Origin of the sequence: Klebsiella sp. Q11 (assembly GCF_964241505.1) — a bacterium.
In the GTDB taxonomy this organism is placed as follows: domain Bacteria; phylum Pseudomonadota; class Gammaproteobacteria; order Enterobacterales; family Enterobacteriaceae; genus Klebsiella; species Klebsiella michiganensis.
Map to the genome: position 1 here is coordinate 1 of NZ_CAXSXW010000006.1, position 21,892 is coordinate 21,892.

17 protein-coding genes and 1 pseudogene are annotated in these 21,892 nt (G+C 60.8%); 4 read left to right on the top strand and 14 right to left on the bottom strand.

All coding sequences use genetic code 11. The features are described 5' to 3' along the window. The first annotated feature begins 672 nt into the window (after positions 1–672). Positions 673–1,755: a malate/lactate/ureidoglycolate dehydrogenase gene (locus ACESQ2_RS10825; protein WP_042945327.1), complete on the top strand. Its 1,083-nt coding sequence runs from the start codon at positions 673–675 to the stop codon at positions 1,753–1,755. A 237-nt stretch (positions 1,756–1,992) separates the two neighbouring features. After that, the gene (gene fdhF, locus ACESQ2_RS10830; RefSeq protein WP_004851653.1) at positions 1,993–4,143 is read left to right on the top strand and encodes a formate dehydrogenase subunit alpha; all 2,151 of its coding nucleotides are present in this window, start codon (positions 1,993–1,995) and stop codon (positions 4,141–4,143) included. 271 nt (positions 4,144–4,414) lie between these two features. Here fdhF and ACESQ2_RS10835 read toward each other — a convergent pair whose 3' ends face one another. Then, positions 4,415–5,566: a M20 aminoacylase family protein gene (locus ACESQ2_RS10835; RefSeq protein WP_032749828.1), complete on the bottom strand. Its 1,152-nt coding sequence runs from the start codon at positions 5,564–5,566 to the stop codon at positions 4,415–4,417. Between the two features lie 282 nt (positions 5,567–5,848). On the opposite strand from ACESQ2_RS10835, the gene ACESQ2_RS10840 reads away from it, so the two are divergent. Continuing rightward, positions 5,849–7,054 carry an MFS transporter gene (locus tag ACESQ2_RS10840; protein WP_049076259.1) on the top strand — a complete coding sequence of 402 codons (1,206 nt, stop codon included), beginning with the start codon at positions 5,849–5,851 and terminating at the stop codon, positions 7,052–7,054. A 100-nt stretch (positions 7,055–7,154) separates the two neighbouring features. Here the strand turns inward: ACESQ2_RS10840 and ACESQ2_RS10845 are convergent, their stop codons facing one another. The 8 genes and pseudogenes from ACESQ2_RS10845 to ACESQ2_RS10880 form a co-directional block, all read right to left on the bottom strand. Continuing rightward, positions 7,155–7,877, bottom strand: coding sequence for an amino acid ABC transporter ATP-binding protein (locus ACESQ2_RS10845; RefSeq protein ID WP_042946213.1), 723 nt, complete (start codon positions 7,875–7,877; stop codon positions 7,155–7,157). Continuing rightward, the gene (locus tag ACESQ2_RS10850; protein ID WP_004102832.1) at positions 7,861–8,628 is read right to left on the bottom strand and encodes an amino acid ABC transporter permease; all 768 of its coding nucleotides are present in this window, start codon (positions 8,626–8,628) and stop codon (positions 7,861–7,863) included. The genes ACESQ2_RS10845 and ACESQ2_RS10850 overlap by 17 nt, the downstream gene beginning before the upstream one ends. A 65-nt stretch (positions 8,629–8,693) precedes the next feature. Then, complete coding sequence (locus ACESQ2_RS10855; RefSeq protein ID WP_004851663.1) at positions 8,694–9,461, bottom strand: basic amino acid ABC transporter substrate-binding protein; 768 nt, start codon at positions 9,459–9,461, stop codon at positions 8,694–8,696. Between the two features lie 95 nt (positions 9,462–9,556). Beyond that, the gene (locus ACESQ2_RS10860; protein ID WP_014838722.1) at positions 9,557–10,456 is read right to left on the bottom strand and encodes a MurR/RpiR family transcriptional regulator; all 900 of its coding nucleotides are present in this window, start codon (positions 10,454–10,456) and stop codon (positions 9,557–9,559) included. After that, positions 10,453–11,426: pseudogene (locus tag ACESQ2_RS10865) on the bottom strand (iron-siderophore ABC transporter substrate-binding protein); the annotation flags it as partial. The pseudogene ACESQ2_RS10865 and the gene ACESQ2_RS10860, both read right to left, overlap by 4 nt. Next, positions 11,417–12,457 (bottom strand): FecCD family ABC transporter permease, encoded by a 1,041-nt coding sequence (locus ACESQ2_RS10870; protein WP_373170414.1) that lies wholly within the window; start codon positions 12,455–12,457, stop codon positions 11,417–11,419. The gene ACESQ2_RS10870 and the pseudogene ACESQ2_RS10865, both read right to left, overlap by 10 nt. Continuing rightward, complete coding sequence (locus ACESQ2_RS10875; protein WP_373170416.1) at positions 12,454–13,479, bottom strand: FecCD family ABC transporter permease; 1,026 nt, start codon at positions 13,477–13,479, stop codon at positions 12,454–12,456. The genes ACESQ2_RS10870 and ACESQ2_RS10875 overlap by 4 nt, the downstream gene beginning before the upstream one ends. Further along, a complete protein-coding gene (locus ACESQ2_RS10880; RefSeq protein ID WP_014229681.1) occupies positions 13,476–14,297 on the bottom strand; it encodes an ABC transporter ATP-binding protein in 822 nt (273 codons plus the stop codon). The genes ACESQ2_RS10875 and ACESQ2_RS10880 overlap by 4 nt, the downstream gene beginning before the upstream one ends. A 506-nt stretch (positions 14,298–14,803) precedes the next feature. On the opposite strand from ACESQ2_RS10880, the gene ACESQ2_RS10885 reads away from it, so the two are divergent. Further along, complete coding sequence (locus ACESQ2_RS10885) at positions 14,804–16,876, top strand: TonB-dependent siderophore receptor (RefSeq protein ID WP_102076007.1); 2,073 nt, start codon at positions 14,804–14,806, stop codon at positions 16,874–16,876. Positions 16,877–17,021: 145 nt separating this feature from the next. On the opposite strand, the gene ACESQ2_RS10890 is transcribed toward ACESQ2_RS10885, so the two are convergent. The 5 genes from ACESQ2_RS10890 to ACESQ2_RS10910 are packed head-to-tail and all read right to left on the bottom strand — an operon-like array spanning position 17,022 to position 21,879. Continuing rightward, positions 17,022–17,810 (bottom strand): ABC transporter ATP-binding protein, encoded by a 789-nt coding sequence (locus ACESQ2_RS10890; protein WP_064378105.1) that lies wholly within the window; start codon positions 17,808–17,810, stop codon positions 17,022–17,024. After that, positions 17,804–18,799 (bottom strand): ABC transporter permease, encoded by a 996-nt coding sequence (locus ACESQ2_RS10895; protein ID WP_049071109.1) that lies wholly within the window; start codon positions 18,797–18,799, stop codon positions 17,804–17,806. Before ACESQ2_RS10895 ends, ACESQ2_RS10890 begins: the two co-directional genes overlap by 7 nt. Beyond that, on the bottom strand, positions 18,780–19,808 hold the full coding sequence (locus ACESQ2_RS10900) for an ABC transporter substrate-binding protein (RefSeq protein WP_086544272.1): 1,029 nt from the start codon (positions 19,806–19,808) through the stop codon (positions 18,780–18,782). The genes ACESQ2_RS10895 and ACESQ2_RS10900 overlap by 20 nt, the downstream gene beginning before the upstream one ends. Further along, positions 19,805–20,779 carry an ABC transporter substrate-binding protein gene (locus ACESQ2_RS10905; RefSeq protein WP_025108190.1) on the bottom strand — a complete coding sequence of 325 codons (975 nt, stop codon included), beginning with the start codon at positions 20,777–20,779 and terminating at the stop codon, positions 19,805–19,807. Before ACESQ2_RS10905 ends, ACESQ2_RS10900 begins: the two co-directional genes overlap by 4 nt. Positions 20,780–20,790: 11 nt before the next feature. Then, the gene (locus ACESQ2_RS10910; RefSeq protein ID WP_049071118.1) at positions 20,791–21,879 is read right to left on the bottom strand and encodes an acyl-CoA dehydrogenase family protein; all 1,089 of its coding nucleotides are present in this window, start codon (positions 21,877–21,879) and stop codon (positions 20,791–20,793) included. Positions 21,880–21,892: the final 13 nt, after the last annotated feature.

The window sequence follows — 21,892 nt, forward strand, 5'->3', positions numbered from 1 at the left end:
ACAACTCTTTTCTTACAATAAAGGCAGGATGTATACCTGACAGAGGAATGTGAATTAAATTCATATCTGAATAGGCAGCGTTGATTGATGCAAATCAATATGTAACGCAAATACTGGTCGTTCCGGATGCTGAAACGCGCGCGAACAGGAGCGTAAGAAATAAATTATTATTTACTCTTCACAGAACATGAAAAACTCCAGTTCCGGGAATGAATATGGTTATAATTAATGGCTGACAGGATTAATATAAAACTTACAAATAATACTTGTCAGATATCCGGTATCGATGGTTAAACCGGACACGTATAGATTCGCGCTGAGCGTAAAAGAAATAGCGGCATTTCATTCAGCGGATATATTAAAACAGAGCTTACAATAATACCTCTCACTCATATCATGCCCTATAACCTTCCTTGCGCCTTCCCCGTGGACAGAGAGAGACAGCGTCTTTCTACGGTGAGCCATCCCAGACAAGTCGCCAGAGAGAACATTCAGCGTTAATGATCCCTCATATCATTACCAGACTGCCCGGCCTCAACGCTGCACTTTCCCCTCAGCTCTTCTCTTTACCGCCACAGATTCAAAACCTTGATCTTCTCCGTGGCTCAGCGCAGCATGGAAATGCAAACACACTAAAACAAGAATTCGCAACCCAATCACAGGAGAGAATCAGTGCAAACAGGACATCGCTTCCAGGCCACGGATCTGCATCAATTTGTTAAAACCCTTTTCACCCATATGGGAAGCTCCCTCACCGAAGCATCGCTTATCGCCGACCACCTGATTGCCGCTAACCTGGCCGGGCACGATTCCCACGGCGTCGGCATGATCCCAAGCTACGTACGCTCCCACGCGCAGGGTTATCTCCAGCTCAATCGCCACGCCAGCGTGATGAAGGACGCGGGCGCGGTGGTCACGCTGGACGGCAACGGCGGCTTCGGCCAGGTGGTGGCCCATGAAGCCATGCAGATCGGCATTAAGAAAGCCAGAGAGCACGGTATGGCCGCCGTGGCGCTGCGCAATGCGCACCATATTGGCCGCATCGGCTACTGGGCGGAACAGTGCGCGGCCGCCGGAATGATCTCTATCCATTTCGTTAACGTCGTTGGCAACGTGATGGTCGCCCCGTTCCGTGGGAAAGACAGCCGCTTCGGTACTAACCCGCTGTGCGTGGTGTTCCCGCGCGCCGGCCATCCGCCGCTGCTGCTGGATTACGCCACCAGCGCCATCGCCTTCGGTAAAACCCGCGTCGCCTGGCATAAAGGCGTCCCGGTACCGGCGGGGTCGCTGATCGACGCTCACGGCGTCCCCACAACCGACCCGGCAGTGATGCAGACGTCGCCGCTGGGGGCGCTGCTGACCTTTGCAGAACACAAAGGCTACGCGCTGGCGACGCTGTGCGAAATTATCGGCGGCGCGGTATCCGGCGGTAAAACCTCGCATCAGGAGACGCTGCAGGGCAGCGTGGACGCTATCTTCAACTGCATGACCACCATTATTCTCAGCCCGGAAGCGTTCGATGCGCCGGATATGCAGCGCGAGACCGAAGCGTTTATCGACTGGTGTAAACGGTCGCCGCACGACCCGGACGCGCCGATTCTGGCCCCGGGCGAGTGGGAAGAGGCTAACCGCCAGCAGCGTCTGGCGCAGGGGATACCGCTGGACGCCGGAAGCTGGCAGGCGATTTGCGCCGCCGCCGAAGAAGTCGGTTTACCCGCCGACACCCTCGCGCAGCTGCGCCAGAAGCTGGCCTGATTTTTCCTCGATGACGCCCGAACGGGCGTCATGTCATCGTCATTAGTGTCGACATCACCGCCGCCCCGCCCTGCCTGATCAACTATTCTATACAAATTCAATAAGTTAAGTTTTGGCACAGCGTATGCATAACGCTCCCGTCATTTGCCGGTGCGCTGGCTCATGACGCCCTGACAAAGGCGGGCCGGGCCCGGCCTGTCCATTGTTGTTTATTCTCTGTTAACAGGTCTGTTACTGATGAAAAAAATCACGAGCGTTTGCCCTTATTGCGGGGCCGGTTGCAAACTTAAGCTGGTCGTCGAAAACAATAAAATTCTCCGTGCCGAAGCCGCTGATGGCGTCACCAACCAAAATCAGCTGTGCCTGAAAGGCTATTACGGCTGGGATTTTCTCAACGACACCCAGCTACTGACGCCGCGTCTGCAGCAGCCGATGATTCGCTATCAGAAAGGCGGTAAGTTCACCCCGGTCAGCTGGGAGGAAGCTATCCGCTATACGGCGAAAAAACTGCGTGAAATAAAGGAGAAGCACGGCCCGCGCGCCATTATGACTACCGGTTCATCGCGCGGTACCGGGAATGAAACCAACTATGTGATGCAGAAATTCGCCCGCGGCGTGCTCCACACCAATAACGTCGACTGCTGCGCCCGCGTCTGCCACGGCCCGTCGGTAGCCGGGCTTCAGCTGGCGCTCGGTAACGGTGCGATGAGCAACTCGATTAGCGATATCGAAAACTCGAAATGCCTGCTGGTCTTTGGCTATAACTGCGCCGACTCCCACCCTATCGTCGCCCGCCGGGTGATTAAAGCTCGCGAAAACGGGGCGAAAATCATCGTCTGCGACCCGCGCCGTATCGAAACCGCCCGCATCGCCGATCGCCATCTGCAGCTCAATAACGGCAGCAATATGGCGCTGGTCAACGCCTTCGCCCACGTGCTACTGGAAGAGGATCTGTATAACCACGACTACGTCGACCGCTTTACCGAGGGGCTGGACGCCTATCGCGAAACGGTGAAAGACTATTCCCCTGAAGCCGTCGAAGGGATCGTCGGCGTGCCGGCCGCTGAAATTCGCCAGGCGATGCGCATGTTTGCCGCCGCGCCTTCCGCCACCATTATGTGGGGCATGGGCGTCACCCAGTTCGGCCAGGCGGTGGACGTCGTCAGAGGGCTGGCAAGCCTGGCGCTGTTAACCGGTAACCTCGGACGCGCCAACGTCGGCGTGGGGCCGGTACGCGGACAAAACAACGTCCAGGGCGCCTGCGATATGGGCGTCCTGCCGAATATGTTCCCCGGCTACCAGGACGTCACCGACGCCAGCGTTCGCGATAAGTTTGCCAAAGCATGGGGCGTTAACCCGGCTGTCATGGACGACCAGGTCGGCACCCGGATCACCGAAGTGCCGCACAAAGCGCTGGCTGGCGAAATTAAAGCCTACTACATCATGGGTGAAGATCCCCTGCAAACCGAAGCCGATTTAGGCCTGGTGCGTAAGGGGATTGAGGCGCTCGATTTTGTGGTAGTGCAGGATATCTTTATGACCAAAACCGCCGAAATCGCCGATGTGCTGCTACCCGCCACCTCATGGGGCGAACACGGCGGCGTCTTTACCTGCGCCGACCGCGGCTTCCAGCGCTTCGAGCAGGCGATTATCGCCACCGGTAATGTTAAGCGCGACTGGGAAATCATCAGCCTGCTGGCCAGCGAAATGGGCTACCCGATGCATTACGATAACAACCAGCAGATCTGGGACGAAATGCGCGAGCTTTGTCCGCTGTTCTATGGCGTCACCTACGAGAAAATGGGCGATATGAACCACGTCCAGTGGCCGTGCCCGACGCTGGATCACCCCGGTACGCCGTGGTTGTATAAAGATAACCTCTTCGATACGCCAACCGGCAAAGGCCAGCTGTTCGCCGCCCCGTGGCGCGCGCCTGCCGAGACGCCGGATGAAGCGTATCCGCTGGTGCTCTGTACCGTGCGCGAAGTCGGCCACTACTCGTGTCGTTCGATGACCGGCAACTGCGCGGCCCTGCAATCGCTTGCCGATGAGCCGGGCCGGGTGCAAATCAATCGCGCCGACGCGCAGCGCCTCGGTATCGCCGACCAGCAGCTGGTGTGGGTCAGCTCGCGGCGCGGTAAGGTGATTACCCGCGCCGATATCAGCGATCGCATTAACGAAGGCGCGGTGTATATGACCTATCAATGGTGGGTCGGCGCCTGTAATGAGCTAACGCAGGATAATCTCGACCCGATCTCGAAAACGCCGGAAACCAAATACTGCGCGGTGAAGGTGGAGGCTATCGCGGATCAGCGCTGGGCCGAGCAGTATGCCTGGACAAGCTATAGTGAGATGAAAGCCCGCCTGAAAGCGGCGGTGAACGTGTAAAACAACGCAGGGAGATGCACGCGTCTCCCTCCATATCCACTTTTGCTCCCGGGGGCTGCGCTCAACGCGCCTTGCCCGGGCTACAGATTCACCGCCATCTGCGGATCGGTAGCCCGGACAGATGCGCAGCATCGCCTCCGGGAAATTCAGCTACTCTGCGCTCTGTTCCCGGGGGCGGCGCGCAACGCGCCTTGCCCGGGCTACAGGTTCAGTGCCGTCTGCGGGCCGGTAGCCCGGACAGATGCGCAGCATCGCCTCCGGGATCGGTCTCTTACGCCAACAGTTTCTCCACCAGCGCCGTCCACAGCGCCACGCCGTGCGGGATCAGCGCATCGTTAAAATCATATCCGGCGTTATGTAGCGGCTTTGACGCCGTCTCGCCATCGGTGCCAATCCAGAAATAGGCGCCCGGGCAGGCCTCCAGCATGCAGGCAAAATCTTCCGAGGCCATAGAGGGATTGCCGTTCCAGCTCACCGCCGATTCCCCCAGCAGCGCGGTCGCCACCTCGCGAACCTTTTGCGCTTCAGCCGGGTGGTTGGTGGTGACGGGATAACCGGGATACCAGGCGATTTTGCCTTCCACGTCTGATACCTGCGGCTGGGCGGCGACATAGCTTTCAATCAGCCCCCTGACCCGCTCACGCACCTGGTTATTCAGACAGCGGAAGGTTCCGCGCAGCACCACTTTATCCGGCAGCACGTTGATCGCCTCCCCGCCGGAAATCTGGGTAATGCTTACCACCGTGGATTCCTGCGGCGACAGGCGGCGCGACGGAATGGTTTGCAGCGCCATAATCAGCTGCGCCGCGGCGACAATCGGGTCCGCCCCGCGCTCCGGCATCGCCGCATGGCAGCTCTTGCCGGTCAGGGTGATTTCAAACGCATCGAGAGAGGCCATCATCGCCCCGCTGCCGATCGCCACCTGGCCCAGCGGCATACCCGGCCAGTTGTGCAGCGCGTAAATGGCATCCATCGGGAAGCGCGCAAACAGCCCCTCTTCCACCATCTTACGCGCGCCGCCCAGGTTCTCCTCAGCGGGCTGGAAAACAAAGTGAACGGTACCGCGAAAGCGGCGGGTTTGCGCCAGATGCGCCGCTGCCGCCAGCAGCATTGCGCTATGGCCGTCGTGGCCGCAGGCGTGCATCACGCCCGGATTACGCGATTTATAGTCGACGTCGCTCTGCTCGGCGATCGGTAGCGCATCCATATCGGCCCGCAGGCCAATTACCGGACCCGGGCCGTTCTCCAGCGTCGCGACCACGCCGGTGCCCGCCAGACCGCTATGCACCTGAAGGCCAAATGAAGCGAGCAGTTCAGCGACCCGGCGGGAGGTTTCCTGTTCCTGATACCCCAGCTCAGGGCAAGCATGAAAATCACGTCGCCAGCGAATGGCCTCGGCGATCAGTGAAGGGGATACAGCCATGTCTTACTCCTTTCCTGCACAGCTTCAGCGCTGAACGAGTGTTTTATGCAATACGTTGGGGCTACAGGTAACCCGCTAGCCTATTGGTTATATCCTTTCGCCCGCTCGCTGACAACTGCCGCCAAACCCTGCGCCAACGCGCCTTTGCGCGGCATCCCGCCTGCACTGCGTTTTTTTGTAGTCATATCAACGGTGACATAAGGCGTGCGATTAATTATTATGCAGCTATACTGGCGTTTTGCCGAATAATTCACTCTACAGACCTCCTTAACCGGAAATAAAATGTTCAACCCAGAGCAGAATCGTCTTGCCCCCACGCTGGCGATGATCATGGCGGCTTCATTAGTGGGATTTATCACCGGATACACGGTGCCCTTAATCAGTCTGGAGCTGGCGCAGCAGCAGATTGATACCGTTTACGTCGGCCTGCTGGCCGCGCTACCGCCAGCGGGGATGATGATCTCCTCCTTCCTCTCGCCCGCGCTGTGCCGGCGCTTCGAGATGGGGCTTCTGCTCTCCGTCAGCCTGGTGGCGCTGGCGGCGGCAACCATCGCCTCCTGCCTGTCGTTTGATATGGTTCATCTCCTGCTGCCGCGGCTGGTGACCGGCCTGGCGTCAGGGGTGATTATCGTCATTGGCGAAAGCTGGATCACCGGCGGCGCGGCGGGTAAAAATCGGGCAACCCTGACCGGCATTTATGCCTCCGCCTTTACCGGCTGTCAGCTGGCGGGGCCGCTGCTGATCTCCGCCGGAGAAGCGTATCAATCATGGACTCTGCTGCTCGTCGGGCTGGTGACCCTCGCCTGTCTGCTGATGCTCCGCCATTTGCCCTCCGGCAGCCGTGAACGGCTGGCGGAACGCGCCAGCTGGCGCAGCCTCGGCGCCTTTTTGCCGGTACTGGCTTCCGGCGTATTCTGCTTCGCCTTTTTTGATGCCAGCATACTGGCGCTGCTGCCGCTTTACGGTATGGATAAAGGGCTGAGTGAAGTGACGGCGGTACTGCTGGTCACGGTGGTATTAACCGGCGATGCCCTATTCCAGGCGCCGCTGGGCTGGATTGCCGACCGCTTCGGTATTCGCCGCGTGCATCTGACCTGCGCGGTGGTCTTCTGCCTCGCCCTGCTGGCCTTACCGTTCCTGCTGGCGTCGCATATCCAGCTGATTGTCGGCTGTCTGCTTCTCGGCGCCGCGGCGGGGGCGCTCTATACCCTGTCGCTGGTCCGCGCCGGGAAGACCTTCTCCGGGCAGAAGCTGATTATGATCAACGCCCTGCTGGGATTCTTTTGGTCCGCGGGGAGCGTCGCCGGGCCGGTGGTCAGCGGATTGCTGATAAGCGTTGCGGGGTATGATGGTCTGCTGATGACGCTGTTTGTCAGCGGCGCGCTGTTCCTGCTGATTCAGTGCCTGGGTAAAAGCGAAAAAGCCCTGCTGGCGGACGAACGCGAGCGCGAAGAAGAGATGGATGATATTAGCGAGGCGGCGCGGTAACGCTTAAGGGCAGACACGGTTCGGCAGAACGAAAGCGCCCTCATCGCCCGCGCAGGGTCTTCTCCCCGGCAGCGCAGTCGCGCGCCGGGGCCGGGAGCCATTACAGCACTTTACTCAAAAACGCGGCGGTGCGCGGGTTAGTCGGCGCGCCAAAGATCTGCGCCGGTTTCCCCTCTTCCTGAATAATGCCCTGGTCGATAAAGATAACCCGGTCGGCCACTTCGCGAGCAAAGCCCATCTCGTGGGTTACGATTACCATGGTCATCCCTTCGCTGGCGAGGTTTTTCATCACCTCCAGCACGTCGCCCACCAGCTCAGGATCGAGCGCCGAAGTGGGCTCATCAAACAGCATAATCGACGGCTTCATCGCCAGCGCGCGCGCGATGGCCACCCGCTGCTGCTGCCCGCCGGAGAGGCTGGAGGGCCAGGCGTCGCGCTTGTCGCTCAGCCCGACCTTCGCCAGCAGCTCTTCCGCCAGACGCACCGCCTCCGCGCGCGCCGTGCCGCGCAGGCTCATCGGGGCCATAATCAGATTTTCCAGCACCGTTTTGTGCGGGAACAGATTGAAGCGCTGAAAGACCATGCCGACGCTTTCCCGCATCTTATTCAGATCGGTGGCGCGATCGTGGGCAGCGAAGCCGTTTACCTCAACCTCGCCTTCGCTGACGGTTTCCAGCGCGTTCATGCAGCGCAGAAAAGTGCTTTTCCCGGAACCGGACGGGCCGATAATACACACGACTTCCTGCGGCTTAATGTCGCAGCTGATGCCGCGCAGAACGTGGCTGTCGCCGAAGCGCTTGTGTAAATTATGAATGTGAATCACTTTTGCCAAACCTCTTTTCCAGACGGTTAACCAGCTGCGCCAGCAGGAAAGTAATAACCCAGTAAACCAGGGAGATGGTCAGGTAGGGTTCCCAGTAGGTGGCGTAGGCGCCGGAAACGGTGCGCGCGGCGTAGGCCAGATCCGCCAGACCGATGGCCGACGCCAGCGAGGAGTCCTTAACGATGGCGATAGCGTTGTTGCCCAGCGGCGGCAGAATGCGGCGAAACGCCTGCGGCAGAATCACCTGACGCATGGTTTTCCACCACGGCATTCCCAGCGCGCGGGAAGCTTCCATCTGCCCCTTATCGATCGACTGGATCCCTGCGCGGAAGATCTCCGACACGTAGGCCCCGGCATTCAGCGTAATCGCCACGATACAGGAGAGAAACGCGCCGTAGTTTGAGCGCAGCTCGCGAGCGAAATCAGCGCTCATCATGCCGCTGGTCACCAGCAGTCCGTCGCGCGGGTTGATAAACAGCGGCACCAGCGCGAAGTGCACCACCATAATTTGCACGAACAGCGGCGTACCGCGAAACGCGCTGACGTAAAAGCGCACCGGAAACTGCACCAGGTAACGCAGAACGTATTTCCATACCCCGTGCTCGGCTTTCGCCATCCGCCCCAGCCCGAGGGTCAGCCCCCACAGGGTGCCGAGGATCACGCAGATAATGGTACATTTAATGGTCATCAGGGCACCGTCCATAAACAGCGGACCGTACTCCTCAATGATCTCCCAACGGAATCCCGTCATAGCCCTTCCCTAAAAAATACGGCTATCGCCAGAGTCGATAGCCGTGATGAAAATAAAAATGCGAATTATTGCGCTGGCAGCGTCGGGACGTTCTCGTCGAACCAGGTTTTATAGATTTTGGCGTAGGTGCCGTCAGCGATGATTTTCTGTAAACCGGCGTTGATCTTCGCCTGCAGCTCGCTGTTGCCTTTCGCCACCGCGATGCCGAAATACTGGCGCTCAAATTTGGCATCCGGCACCAGCTTGAACTGCTTCTCCGGGTGCTGCTTGATGTAGTATTTCACCACGCCGACATCGCCGACCGCCGCGCTCACGCCGTCTTCAAACAGCTCCTGCAGCATCAGCGGAGTATTATCAAAACGCTTGATCGCGGTACTGTTCTTGCCCAGCACGTCGGAAACCACGATATCGCCGGTGCTGGAGTTCACCACGCCGACTTTCTCGTTTTTCAGCGCCTCAAGGGAGGAGACCTTTGAATCCGCCGGCACGACGATGGACTGCTCGGCCGGGAAATAAGGGGCGGAGAAATCCACCATCTGCTTACGCTTATCGGTGATAGTGATCCCGGAGATAATAATGTCGCGGTCGCCGGTGTTGAGGGTGGCGAAGATCCCTTCCCACGGCGTATTGACCAGTTTGATATCAAAGCCTTCCGCTTTGGCGATCGCTTTGATGATATCGATATCAAAACCTTCCAGCTGTTTCTGGCTGTTCTCGAACTCAAACGGGCGATAGGTTCCGCCGGATCCCACCACGTAAGTTTGCTGAGCCGCGTGGGCGGTACCGATCATCGCCGCCACCAGGCAGCATGCTTTCATCCACTTCTTAACCATGACAACTCCGTTTTATGCATTAATTTTGCATAAAAATACACACTGTCAGCATAGCATGCAACCGGAAACCTTCCCGACGGTAAATTATCTGCCGTTTAGCTTCGTTTACCGCCGGATTTCCCGATGGCCCGATGCAATTCATTGATCCGCTTCATCGATTTTACCGTTTTTTGCGGCGCGGTGGAGGCGACCGACAGCACGATCATCTCCAGGCAAACCAGCACCGTCCCGTGCAGCGGCACCCGCCCATTATCGCCGCCGCGCGGCACCTCAATGACCACCTGCGCCTCCTGGCTAAAGCGGGAGTCCAGCGCCTGGGTGAGTAAAATCGTCGGGATCCCCAGACGGCGGGCCTCGCGCAGGGTCGTCATCCCCTCCCGGTGCGGCGACTTCTGCCCCATCATAATCAGCACGTCGCCGCGCTGCAGGCCGATCAGCTGCTCGGCGAGGCTAAACCCGGTGCGGTTCATTACGTACGAAGGCAGGCCGATGCGGCTCAGCAGCCTGGCGGTATACTCCGCCAGAATGCCCGAGGCGCCGATCCCAAAAATCCCCACCTGGCGCGCGTCGGTCAGCAGCGCCACCGCCTGGGCCACCGCGGCGCGGTTGTCGGGGCGCGCAAGCACTTCGCAGGCCCGCTGATGCCCTTCCAGCACGAAATCGATGCTCGAATTGACGTCGCTGGATAAGGCGCTCACCGTGGAGATCATTTTTTCCGACGAGGTCGCCGACGGGCCGAACCAGCGCTCCATGGTCTGCTTCAGCTCCCGCAGTCCGGCGAAGCCGAGCGCCTGGATGGCGCGCACCACCGTGGCGTCCGAGGTATTGGTCGCGGCGGCGATTTCCATGGCCGTGCGCTCCAGCACCGCTTCCCGGTTTTCGTTGATGTAGCTCACCACCGCCAGCAGACGCGGCGACAGCTGATGCGCGCGGGCGCGAAAACGTTCGCCGAACAGGTCAACCCGCCCCTTCTCTCTTTTGACCACCGTTTTCATTTCAGCCCCTCGGGCAAAGGACGACCGGCAATGTGCGACTGTACCTGGGCGACCATCAGCGACAGCGCGGCGTAGGAGTTAGAGATAACCTCCTCGCGCGGCAGCAGAATGTAGCGCCCGGTGCGGCAGGCGCGCATAAAGTCGCACCAGCCGGGCATCACGCCCTCCATCGCCTGCAGCTCATCCTGCGGCCTGCCGCCGGTATCGGAACGCCAGGTGGCAAATACGAAATCGGCATCCAGCGCCGGCAGCTGCTCGGCGCTGACGTCAATACGCTGGCCATCGGGGATGTTGTCAATCAGCGGCGGGAAGCGGAATCCGGCATCGCGCAGCACGCGTCCCAGCGCATGATAGGCGTGATGCACGGTAACCTTGCCGTTGTTGGCCTGAATCACCGAGACTACGATGTTTTGCGTATCCACCATCGCCTTTAGCTGGGCTATCTGCGCCTGATAGCGGCGTTCGAGGATTAAGAGCCGCGGCTGGGTACCGGTGAGCTGCGCCAGCTTGCGGTAGATGCGCGGCGCGCTGCCCTGCAGGTGGTCGATGCTGACCGTTGGCGCAATCTTCTCCAGCTGCTCCACCGAAACGTGGCGGCTGGGCTCGGTAATAATCAGGTCCGGTTTCGCGGCGGCCACCGCTTCGAGATCGATATCCGCCGTGCCGATAAACCGAATCGCGCTGTTATCGAAATCAACGCCGGTCAGCTGTGCGCTGGCGCGTAAAAAGTGGCTGCCGTCCGGACGCGTCCTCCCGTGGCTGGCCACCGGCGGGACGCCAAGCTCGATCAGCGGGATGGTGATATCCAGATCGTGCAGCGACACAATGCGCTGCGGGTGCAGCGGAACGGTCACCGTACGACCCAAATCATCGGTAAAGGTTTGCGTATCGGCGGCCGAGGCGACGCCCGCCAACAGCACCAGCAGAGAAACGAACCAACGCATAGCGATCCTTTTTGATTTACAGGGCGTCACGGCGACGCCAGAGCAGAACGATAAAAAACGGACAGCCGACCAGCGCAATCACGATCCCTGCAGGGATCTGCAGCGGCGCGAAAGCCAGTCGGCCAATTGTATCGGTGGCTAACACCAGCAGCGCGCCAACCAACGCGCTGCCGCAGAGCAGCGCCACCTGGCCGCCGCGCAGCAGAAACCGCGCCATATGCGGCGCCATCAGGCCAACGAAGCCGAGGCTTCCGACGCAGGAAACGCTGGCGGAGGTCAGCAGCACCGGCGCGAAAAAGCGCAGCAGGGTTAGCTGCTGCAGGCGTACGCCGAGACCGATGGCCGTGCGGTCGCCGAGCAGCGCCGCATCGGCGGCCCTGGCGGTCAAAAAAAGGATCAGCGCCCCGGGCAGCGCCCAGCAGAAGGCGACGGCCAACAGCGGCCAGGTCGCCGCGTGCAGGCTGCCCGCCAGCCAGATCATCGCCGTTTGTACATCGCGCACGTCGGCGGTGGTCATAAAAATGCCCACCGCCGCCGCCAGCGTCCACGACACGCCGATGCCGATGAGAATAAAGCGCGGGCGCGAACAGTCGCGGGCCAGCGCCAGAACCAGCAGCGCCACCAGCACGCCGCCGAGCATTCCCGCCAGCGGCCGCCAGACCAGGCCCACCGCCGGGAAGAACAGCACCAGCGCCAGAACGACAATACTGGCCCCCTCCTTCACCCCGATAAGCCCGGGATCCGCCAGGCCGTTGCGGGTAATGCTCTGCATCGCCGCGCCGGCCAGACCGAGCATCGCCCCGCACAGCAGCGCCATAAACAGCCGCGGCAGGCGGATATCAAAGAGGATAAATCGCTGCTGATCGCCCACGTTATCCGCCCCCAGCAGCGCACGGAACAGGGTACCGGAGGGCATCGGGAAGCTGCCGCGGGTCAGGCTAAACAGCGCCAGCAGCAGGATGACGAGCAGCGCGACAGCGGCGATTTTTACCGCCGCAGGGCGCAGCAGAATGTGCCAGCGGCCGCAGGTCAGCGGCCGAAAGCCGGCGCTTTTCATTTAAAAAACCTCGCGGCGATAAAAATAAATACCGGCGCCCCCACCAGCGCGGTCATCGCGCCGGTTGCCAGCTCCTGGGGCGCAACCAGGGTACGAGCGGCGATATCCGCCAGCAGCAGCACCAGAGCGCCAACCGGAGCGGCCAGCGGCAGCGCCAGGCGAATATCTTCGCTAATCAGCCGGCGCACCGCGTGAGGGACCACCAGCCCGACAAAGCCGATCGGCCCGGCCACCGCCACCGCCGAGCCGCACAATAGCGCAATGGCGGTCAGCCCCAGCAGGCGGGTCTGAACAATCTTTACCCCCAGCCCCAGCGCGACCTTATCGCCCAGCGCCAGCACGTTAAGACGCGGCGCGATGACCAGCGCGATCGTCACTCCCGCCAGCGCCGGGAGCAGCGCAGCGCGCAGCGTTTGCCAGTTCAGCCCGGCAAGATCGCCCGCCAGCCAGGTGCGCATCGCCAGCAGCGTTTGTTCATCGAGGATCAGAATCGCCGCGGTGACCGCCGAGGCAAAGGCCGACAGCGCCACCCCGCACAGGGTAATGCGCAGCGGCGTGACGCCGCCCCGCCCGGACGACGACAGCAGCATCACGCCGCCAAACAGCAGCGCCGCGCCGCAGGCGGCGGTGAGCGGTCTGGCTAACGCCACGCCGCCGAGGCTGATTCCCAGCGCCGATGTCGCCACTACCGCCAGCGAAGCGCCGGCGTTAAGGCCGAGAATATGCGGCTCGCCCAGCGGGTTGCGGATCACGGTTTGCAGCAGCAGCCCCGCCACGCCGAGCGCCGCGCCGGTGAGCAGCGCCGCCGCGAGACGTACCAGGCGTAAATCGACAATAATTCGGTGGTCAAAATTGCGCGGATCGTAATGGAGCAGCGCCTGCAGCACCGTTTGCGGCGCAATCCAGCGCGTGCCGAGCCCGAGATGCACCAGCGAGCCGCCCAGCAGCAGCAGGCTCAGCAGTACCAGCGCCAGCCGGGGGCGGGATTGTCGGCGCGGCAGCAGCAGCGCGGAGGCGCTCATAATGCCTTCTCCTCGCGGGCGCGGAACGGCATAAAAAAGGGCTTACCGGTCTGCGGGTTGAGCGACATCTGCACGTCCACGTCAAAGACGGTTTTGATCAGCTCCGGCGTACAGATTTCCTGTTCATTAATCACCCCGGCGATCGCGCCTTTTTTAAGAAACACCAGCAGGTCGGCGTAGTTCACCGCGAAGTTCAGGTCGTGCAGGACGGTGACCACCGTGCGGCCGTGATCGCGGGTTAAGGTTTGCAGCAGTTCAAGGATGTCGACCTGATAGCGCAGATCGAGCCAGGTAGTGGGCTCATCCAGCAGAATCGTCGCCGTTTGCTGGGCGAGAGCCATCGCGATCCAGCAGCGCTGGCGCTGGCCGCCGGAGAGGCTATCAACCGCCAGGTGGGCAAACTCTGCGGTACCGGTGAGCCGCAGCGCCTCTTCTACCGCCCGTTCATCGGCCTCGGACCATTGTCGCATCAGCCCCTGCCAGGGGTAGCGCCCGCGCGAAACCAGTTCAAAAACCGTCAGCCCTTCCGGGGTCAGCGGCGATTGCGGCAGAATGCCCAGCCGACGGGAAACCTCCCGGGTCGGCATCTGATGAATCACCTCGCCGTCCAGACGTACGCAGCCCCCCAGCGGCTTGAGCATCCGGGCGATAGTCGACAGCAGCGTCGATTTCCCCGAGCCGTTGGCGCCGGCCAGTACCGTCATTTTCCCGTGGGGGATGGTCAGATGAATATTGTCGACAATTAGCGTCTGGCCATATCCGGCCGACAGGGAATCAAGGACGATCCCCTGCTCTGCAGGCAACACCCGCTGTGGCATAACTCGCTCCCGCGCCGCAACGGCGTGGCGCCAGGCCCGCTCGTTCCGCACTCAAACAAAAATAAATCTCATTCTCTTTTGATCATGCGGTGGATGAATGTAGTAGTCAATACCCTATGACGGCGCCGGCCGCGCGGGTTTACTACCAAAATCTGCACAACATAAAACGACTTTAATAATCAATTAAAACAATAATGTATGAAATTTTCACCCAGCCCATTCCTCGCTAATTGATTGATTATTTGTTTCGTCAGTTTTTTATCTTACATAACGTTTACTACTACATGCCTTCATGATTGAATGATTCTCAATTACATATCTGGCGCGCGTTGCGGCGTAAAAAACAGCCAGGTTTATTTTTCAGGGCAATGATTTTATTGGCTTTACCTCTCCGCAAAGGCGAGGTTCGTTCACGAGACACAAAAATGATTCCACTCAATGTCCCTTATTCGGCATTAAAAGGGCGTGCGCTTTTTTCACTGATTTTTTTCACCTCACCGGGATTATTGGCAGCGGTTAATAGCGCCGATAAAACAAAGAAAACCGCTGACGAGACCATAACGGTCGTGGCCGACGGCACTCGGCAACGCGCTACCCAGGGATATCAGCCGGTCAATACCTCGACCGCCACGCTGACTACCATGCCGATGCTGGATATTCCGCAGGTGGTCAATACCGTCAGCGAGCAGGTGCTCGAGGATCAGCATGCGACGAACCTCGACGAAGCGCTGTATAACGTCGCCAACGTGGTACAAACCAATACCCTCGGCGGGACCCAGGATGCCTTCACCCGCCGCGGCTTCGGCGCTAACCGCGATGGTTCAATCATGACCAACGGCCTGCGCACCGTGCTGCCGCGCAGCTTCACCGCCGCCACCGAACGCGTCGAAGTGCTCAAAGGCCCGGCCTCAACGCTGTACGGTATTCTCGACCCCGGCGGATTAATCAACGTGGTGACCAAACGCCCGGAGCGCAGCTTCGGCGGCTCCGTCTCCGCCACCTCCACCAGCTTTGGCGGCGGTACCGGCCAGTTTGACGTCACCGGCCCCATCGACGGGACGCCGCTGGCGTATCGGGTAATTGGCGAATATCAGCATGAAGATTACTGGCGTAATTTCGGCAAAGAGAAGAGCAGCTTTATTAACCCCTCCCTGACCTGGTTCGGCGAGCGGGCGACGGTGAACGTCTCATATTCGCACCGTGACTACAGTACCCCATTCGATCGCGGCACCATCTTCGATCTGAACACCGGCCATGCGGTGAACGTCGATCGCAAAACGCGTTTTGATGAACCGTTTAATATTACCGACGGTTATTCCGATCTCGCGCAGCTGAATGCCGAATACCGTCTCAGCGACGCCTGGACCGCCCGCTTCGACTACAGCTACAGCCAGGATCATTACAACGACGATCAGGCCCGGGTCATGGCCTACGACTCGGCGACCGGCAACCTGACCCGCCGCGTCGATGCCACCCACGGTTCCACCCAGAAAATGCACACTACGCGGGCGGATTTACAGGGCAACGTGGTCATTGGCGGTTTCTACAACGAGATCCTCACCGGCCTGGCCTACGAGAATTACGATCTGCTGCGCACCGATATGATCCGCTGTAAGAACGTCAAGGGTTTCAATATCTATAATCCGGTCTACGGCACTGTTGGCAAATGCTCCAGCGTTTCGGCATCCGACAGCGACCAGCGTATTCAGCAGGAGAGCTACGCGGGCTACCTCCAGGACGCGCTCTATCTTACCGAAAAGTGGATTGCCGTCGCCGGGGTGCGCTATCAGTATTACACCCAGTACGCCGGCAAGGGCCGCCCGTTTAACGTCAATACCGACAGCAGCGACCAGAAATGGACGCCGAAAGCGGGCCTGGTGTATAAGCTGACGCCGTCCATCTCCCTGTTCGGTAACGTGGCGCAGTCGTTTATGCCGCAGTCCTCTATCGCCAGCTATATTGGCAATCTGCCGCCGGAAGAGTCGACGTCTTACGAGCTGGGCGCGAAGTTCGATCTGTTCAACGGCGTCACCGCCAATATCGCGCTGTTTGATATTGATAAGCGCAACGTCCTCTACACGGAATCCGTGGGCGATGAGACTGTGGCAAAAACCGCCGGTAAAGTGCGCTCCCGCGGCGTCGAAGTGGACGTGGCCGGGTCGCTGACCGATAACCTGAGCGTTATCGCCAGCTACGGCTATACCGATGCGAAGGTCACCGACGATCCGGATTACAAAGGCAAACCGCTGCCGAACGTGCCGAAACACACCGGTTCGCTGTTCCTGAGCTACGACATTCACAATGTCTACGACAGCAATACGCTGACGGTGGGCGGCGGCGGTCGCGCGGTGAGCAAACGTTCCGGCACCAACGGCGCGGATTATTATCTGCAGGGCTATGCGGTGGCGGATGTGTTTGCGGCCTATAAGATGAAGCTGCAATATCCGGTGACCCTGCAGGTTAACGTGAAGAACCTGTTCGATAAGACCTATTACACCTCCTCCATCGGCACCAATAACCTCGGCAACCAGATCGGCGATCCGCGGGAAGTACAGTTTACGGTGAAGATGGATTTTTAAGCCTCATCCCTGTCCCGGATCGCGGCGCGCGGCGCCTTATCCGGGCTAGCACACTGTAGCCCGGGTAAGGAGCGGCCCTACCGCCCCGCCCCCGGGAATCCCCGCCGAACGGTCAGAATCAGCACGCCCCGGATAACGCCTTGCCTTACCAGTCCTCCCCCTGGCCAAGAATGCGCAAAATATCCTGCCGATGCTGCAGCAGCAGCGGATTGTCGCGATGGCGGGGATACGTCAGCGGAAGCGCAAACTCGGCGATAATCCGCCCCGGTCGCGGCGACATGATTAACACCCGATCGCACAGCAGCAGCGCCTCTTCGATATCGTGGGTAACCAGCAGGCTGGTATAGCCCTGCTGCTGCCACAGGGCGATCAGCTCCCGCTGCATGCTGATGCGGGTAAGGGAATCCAGCTTGCCCAGCGGCTCGTCGAGCAGCAGCAGACGCGGCTCATTCAGCAGCGCCCGGGCCAGCGCCGCACGCTGCGCCATCCCGCCGGAAAGCTGGCGCGGCCACGCTTCGCTAAACGCCTGCAGCCCCATTCGCGAAATCAGCGCATCGGCCTTTGGCACAAGCCCCTTTTTCCCCTGCGCCTGCGGTCCCAGCAGCACGTTTTGCCGCACCGTCAGCCACGGATAAAGGGTCGGATCCTGAAACACCAGTATCCTTTCGGGCCCCGGTCCGCCCATCGCCGCCTCATCAATCTGAATTTGCCCGGCCTGCTGCGGCTCCAGTCCCGCCAGTAGCCGCAGCAGAGTGGATTTACCGCAGCCCGAAGGACCGAGCAGCGCGACGCTCTCTCCGGGCCGCAGCTGCAGGCTGATATTCTCCAGCACCGGCACCGTCTGTTTGCCAAGGCTAAAAGCGTGATGCAGATGACTTATCGACACCGCCGCGCCGGTCGATGCCGCCTGAGAAGTGGCGTTCGCAGTTACCATTGCATCCCTCCCCGCTGCCAGCTCAGCAGCCGGTCGCGGACCATAAACAGCCCGCTAATCAGGCCGGAGCAGAGCAGCGCCATCACCAGCAGCGCCGCGTACATATTGGGATAGGCCGCCCAGCCCTGCGCCCACTGGAGATAAAAACCGATACCGGATTTCACGCCGACCATTTCGGCGACGATCAGCACCGAAAACGATGCGCCAAGCCCCATAAACAGGCCGACAAAAACGTTCGGTAACGCGGCGGGGATCGCCACGCGCAGGATCAGGAAACGCTGGCTGGCGCCCAGGGTTCGCGCCACGTCATACCACGCCTTATCGATACCGATAACCCCGGACCAGGTCAGCACGGTCACCGGGAACCAGGTGCTGAGCGCGATCAGAAACACGCTGGCGCCGAAGCTGGAGGGGAAGATAAACAGGCACAGCGGCAGCAGCGCGGTGGACGGCACCGGCCCCAGCAGACGCAACACCGGATGCACCCAGTAGCCGATCCGCTGGGACCAGCCGATCGCCAGCCCGCTGATAAAACCGCAGCTGGTGCCCAGCAGCACCCCGAGCCCGAGCAGCCCCAGCGAATGCAGAAGGCTATCAAGCAGCCGCGGCCAGTCATCGTGCAGCACCTCAATCAGCGCCTGCGGCGGCGCGAAAAACGGCACCGGCAGAAACGCCGTCTTGGCCGTCAGTCCCTCCCACAGCGCAAAAAGCAGCGGCAGCAGCGCCAGCCACTTTCCGGCATGCTGCAGGCGAGTCCCCCGCTGCCGCCAGTAGCGGTAGCTCAGCGCCAGCAGCAACAGTCCGCCGCCGAGGGTGAACTGCACCAGCGCCCACCCTTCGCTAAACGGCCAGCGCCGCCCGGCATCGGGCCAGGCCAGGGTAAACAGGCCGCCCAGCAGCCATAGCGCGGCGGCAAGCCAGCCTTCTCTCCACAGCGGCCTGCCGCTTGCCGGGCGCGTCAGCACCCGTTCAGGCGAAAACGTTGACATAAATGCTCTCCGCAAACTGATGGGGATCGGTTCCCGGTTTAATGACCTGCACCCGCTGAAGATCCACGGCGTACTGGGTCAGCTCTTTGACAAACGCCTCGCCCACCGCATGATGGCCGTGCCCCTGGCCGTGGAGAATGCCGCTGACCTCCGCCTCATTGGTATTCAGCGCATGGGCGAGGAAGGATTGCGCCACGCTCTCCGGGTGCGCCGCGGCATAGCTGTGCGCCTCAAGAATCGCCTGGGTGAGCGCGGCGGCGGCCGGTTTATGATCGCGCGCCAGGCTACCGCTGACCCCCAGCACGCAGCAGCTCAGGTTAGCGTAATCGCCGGTCATATTGCTGGCGATAAGCTGATATTTACCGGTGTCCAGCAGACGATAGCTGAAAGGTTCGCTGCCGCTGATGGCGGCAATTTCGCGTTTATCCAGCGCTACGCTGAGTAAATCTGCCGGATAGACTTTCCACTGCACATCGCTTATCGGATCGATGCCGTGGCGCTTAAGCAAGATGGCGAAGAAGTTTTTATCCGGCCCGGCCATATCGGTGACGCCGATGGTTTGCCCCTTCAGGCTCTCCAGGCCGCCAAACGGCGAGTTTTTCGCCGTCAGCAGGTTCAGGCAGCCGCCGTGGGTTCCGGCGGTGAGCTTCACGTCGAAGCCCTGCTCCAGCGCCTTCAGCCAGCGCAGCGCCATCCCGACGCCAGCGTCGGCCTTGCCGGTGGCAATCGCCTCCAGCAGCACGTCCGTCGAGTTGCCGAAGTTAACGAACTCCACGTCGAGATTGTATTTACTGAAGATCTTCTGCTGCTCCGCGACGGCAACCGGCGCCAGGCACACCGCGCTTTTGTTAATCGCCAGCTTGATTTTGTACGGCTGCGCCAGGCGCAGGGCCGGGTGTTCCTCACCGCTCGCCATGGCCGCCATATCGTGAGCCCAAAGCGGCAGAGAGGCCCCGGCCAGCGCAAGGCTGCCGGTCAAGCGTAAGAAACGACGGCGAGATGTCATCATGGCGACACCTCCGCATGGGCCTGCGCGGCAGGCACGCTAAAGCCGTTATCAAACGTCGGCGTCACGTCCAGCTTTGCGCGGATCAGCCCGTTGGCGAGGTAAAAGTCCGCCGTCGACTGCTGCTGAGCGACCGTCTTCGCGTCCAGACGCAGCCACTGCGACTGGCGATTGGCAAACTGCGCGCGGGCGATATCCGCCGGGAAACGAATAATTTCCCCCAGCGTTTTACCGTAGCTATCGAGATTGGCGTAGGCCCAGCGCTCGGCGCCGGCCAGGCGATTTAGGTAATCCTGCAGCGCCGCGCGCTTCTGCGGATCCTTAAGGGCATCATCGGTTGCCGCCAGGAAAGTGTTACCCGGCAGCAGCCCTTTGCCGCTGACCAGAATCTGTCCCTCGGCGGTCTTCACCAGCTGCGTGGTATACGGCTCCCAGGTCGCCCAGGCGTCCACCGAACCGTTGAGCAGCGCCACTTTGGCGTCCACCGGACCGAGAAACACCCACTGCACCTCTTTCGGCGAAATTCCCGCCTGCTCCAGCGCTTTCAGCGCCACAAAGTGGCCAATCGACCCTTTACCGGTAGCGATGCGTTTGCCTTTTAAATCCGCGGCGCTTTTCAACGCGCTGCCGGGCGAGACCAGCACCGCGGTGCCGGCCGGGTTGCTTTTATCGACGGCGATGGCTTTCACCGGCGCGCCGTTAGCCAGCGCGAACAGCAGCGGCGCATCGCCGATAATCCCCGCATCCACCGCCCCGGCGTTAAGCGCTTCCGCCAGCGGCGCGGCGGCCGGAAACTCGGCCCATTTAATCTCGTAAGGGAGATCCTGCAGGGCGTTGGCGGCCTCCAGCTGCGAACGCATGCCGCCTTTTTGATCGGCGATTCGCAGGGTGATTCGCTCCTGAGCCGCCGCATAGCCGCTCAGGGCCAGCAGCATAACCACTCCGGCTAAACCGGTAACATTAAGTCTGCGCATATGAATTATCCTTATTTTTGAAAAGCGTGTTTGCCGGCCGCCAGCCACGCGCTGTCGCTCTGCGGGGTATGTACCCGCCCGCACAGCACGTTGCGATAGTGGCGTTCCAGAGGATTTTGCCGACTCAGGCCATGGTTGCCGGTCAGCTCCAGCGCCAGGTTCACCGCCTGAATGGCGTTGTCGGTAATCGTGACTTTCGCGAGATTCGCCTCAATGGCGGAAAAGCCCAGCTGCGCGGCCTTTTCCAGCAGAGTGCGATTGACCAGTAGCCAGCCGTCAATCTGGCCGACTTTTTCCTGCACCCGCGGCAGGCTGGAAAGGGGTTGCCCAAGGCTGCCCGGAATACGCGAACCCAGCCACGTTACCAGCCAGTCGCGGGCCGCCCGCGCGATGCTGTCGTAAATCGCCGCCAGCAGCGCCGTATGGCGGTTGGCAAACAGACGAAACTGTTCCGCATCAGGCGCGGGAGGCGCATCGGCGGGCCACACGTCCACCGCGTGCTCTGCGGCCACCCGGACGTTGTTCAGCACCACTTCGTGGCTGCCGGTTGCCCGCATTCCGGCGTGATCCCAGCTGTTCACCACGGTAATGCCCTCACTGTCGCGGGGCACCAGCCAGGTGCCGACCAGCGGCGGAGCGTCGTCGCTGCGGCCCCAGATGGCCAGCCAGCTCAGCCCCTCAATACCGGTGGTATAGATTTTATGGCCGTTAATCTGCCACCCTTCCGCGCGGCGGGTCGCCACGGTTTGCGGCAGGCCGCCGCGCGCCGGGGAGCCCAGTTCCGGCTCCACGCGCAGGCTGTTGATCAAGCCTCCCCGCTCGACGGCATCGTGAAAAACCCGCTGGCGCAGCGGCTCGGACCAGTTCTCGTTCTCCGCCAGCCGCAGATGGTGCAGGTACTGCATGCAGACGATCAGCGCCGTCGCCGGTTCGCCCCAGGCGATGGCCGCAATGGCCTGCTGAAGCTCGGCTAAGCCGGCACCTGCCCCGCCGTACTGCTGCGGCACGGCGAGGCTTAAAAAACCGCGCTGGCGCAGACGGTCGATATTGTCGCGGGGAAAGTCGCCGCTGGCGTCGAGACTGGCCGCCTGCTCCGCCATCAGCTGGCGTACC

Excerpts from the sequence above, each read along its gene's own strand:
- ACESQ2_RS10905 (WP_025108190.1), bottom strand. The coding sequence starts at position 20,779 with ATGCGCAGACTTAATGTTACCGGTTTAGCCGGAGTGGTTATGCTGCTG.
- ACESQ2_RS10900 (WP_086544272.1), bottom strand. The coding sequence starts at position 19,808 with ATGATGACATCTCGCCGTCGTTTCTTACGCTTGACCGGCAGCCTTGCG.
- ACESQ2_RS10835 (WP_032749828.1), bottom strand. The coding sequence starts at position 5,566 with ATGGCTGTATCCCCTTCACTGATCGCCGAGGCCATTCGCTGGCGACGT.
- ACESQ2_RS10840 (WP_049076259.1), top strand. The coding sequence starts at position 5,849 with ATGTTCAACCCAGAGCAGAATCGTCTTGCCCCCACGCTGGCGATGATC.
- ACESQ2_RS10880 (WP_014229681.1), bottom strand. The coding sequence starts at position 14,297 with ATGCCACAGCGGGTGTTGCCTGCAGAGCAGGGGATCGTCCTTGATTCC.
- ACESQ2_RS10870 (WP_373170414.1), bottom strand. The coding sequence starts at position 12,457 with ATGAAAAGCGCCGGCTTTCGGCCGCTGACCTGCGGCCGCTGGCACATT.
- ACESQ2_RS10850 (WP_004102832.1), bottom strand. The coding sequence starts at position 8,628 with ATGACGGGATTCCGTTGGGAGATCATTGAGGAGTACGGTCCGCTGTTT.
- fdhF (WP_004851653.1), top strand. The coding sequence starts at position 1,993 with ATGAAAAAAATCACGAGCGTTTGCCCTTATTGCGGGGCCGGTTGCAAA.
- ACESQ2_RS10875 (WP_373170416.1), bottom strand. The coding sequence starts at position 13,479 with ATGAGCGCCTCCGCGCTGCTGCTGCCGCGCCGACAATCCCGCCCCCGG.
- ACESQ2_RS10855 (WP_004851663.1), bottom strand. The coding sequence starts at position 9,461 with ATGGTTAAGAAGTGGATGAAAGCATGCTGCCTGGTGGCGGCGATGATC.
- ACESQ2_RS10890 (WP_064378105.1), bottom strand. The coding sequence starts at position 17,810 with ATGGTAACTGCGAACGCCACTTCTCAGGCGGCATCGACCGGCGCGGCG.
- ACESQ2_RS10895 (WP_049071109.1), bottom strand. The coding sequence starts at position 18,799 with ATGTCAACGTTTTCGCCTGAACGGGTGCTGACGCGCCCGGCAAGCGGC.
- ACESQ2_RS10860 (WP_014838722.1), bottom strand. The coding sequence starts at position 10,456 with ATGAAAACGGTGGTCAAAAGAGAGAAGGGGCGGGTTGACCTGTTCGGC.
- ACESQ2_RS10910 (WP_049071118.1), bottom strand. The coding sequence starts at position 21,879 with ATGGCGGAGCAGGCGGCCAGTCTCGACGCCAGCGGCGACTTTCCCCGC.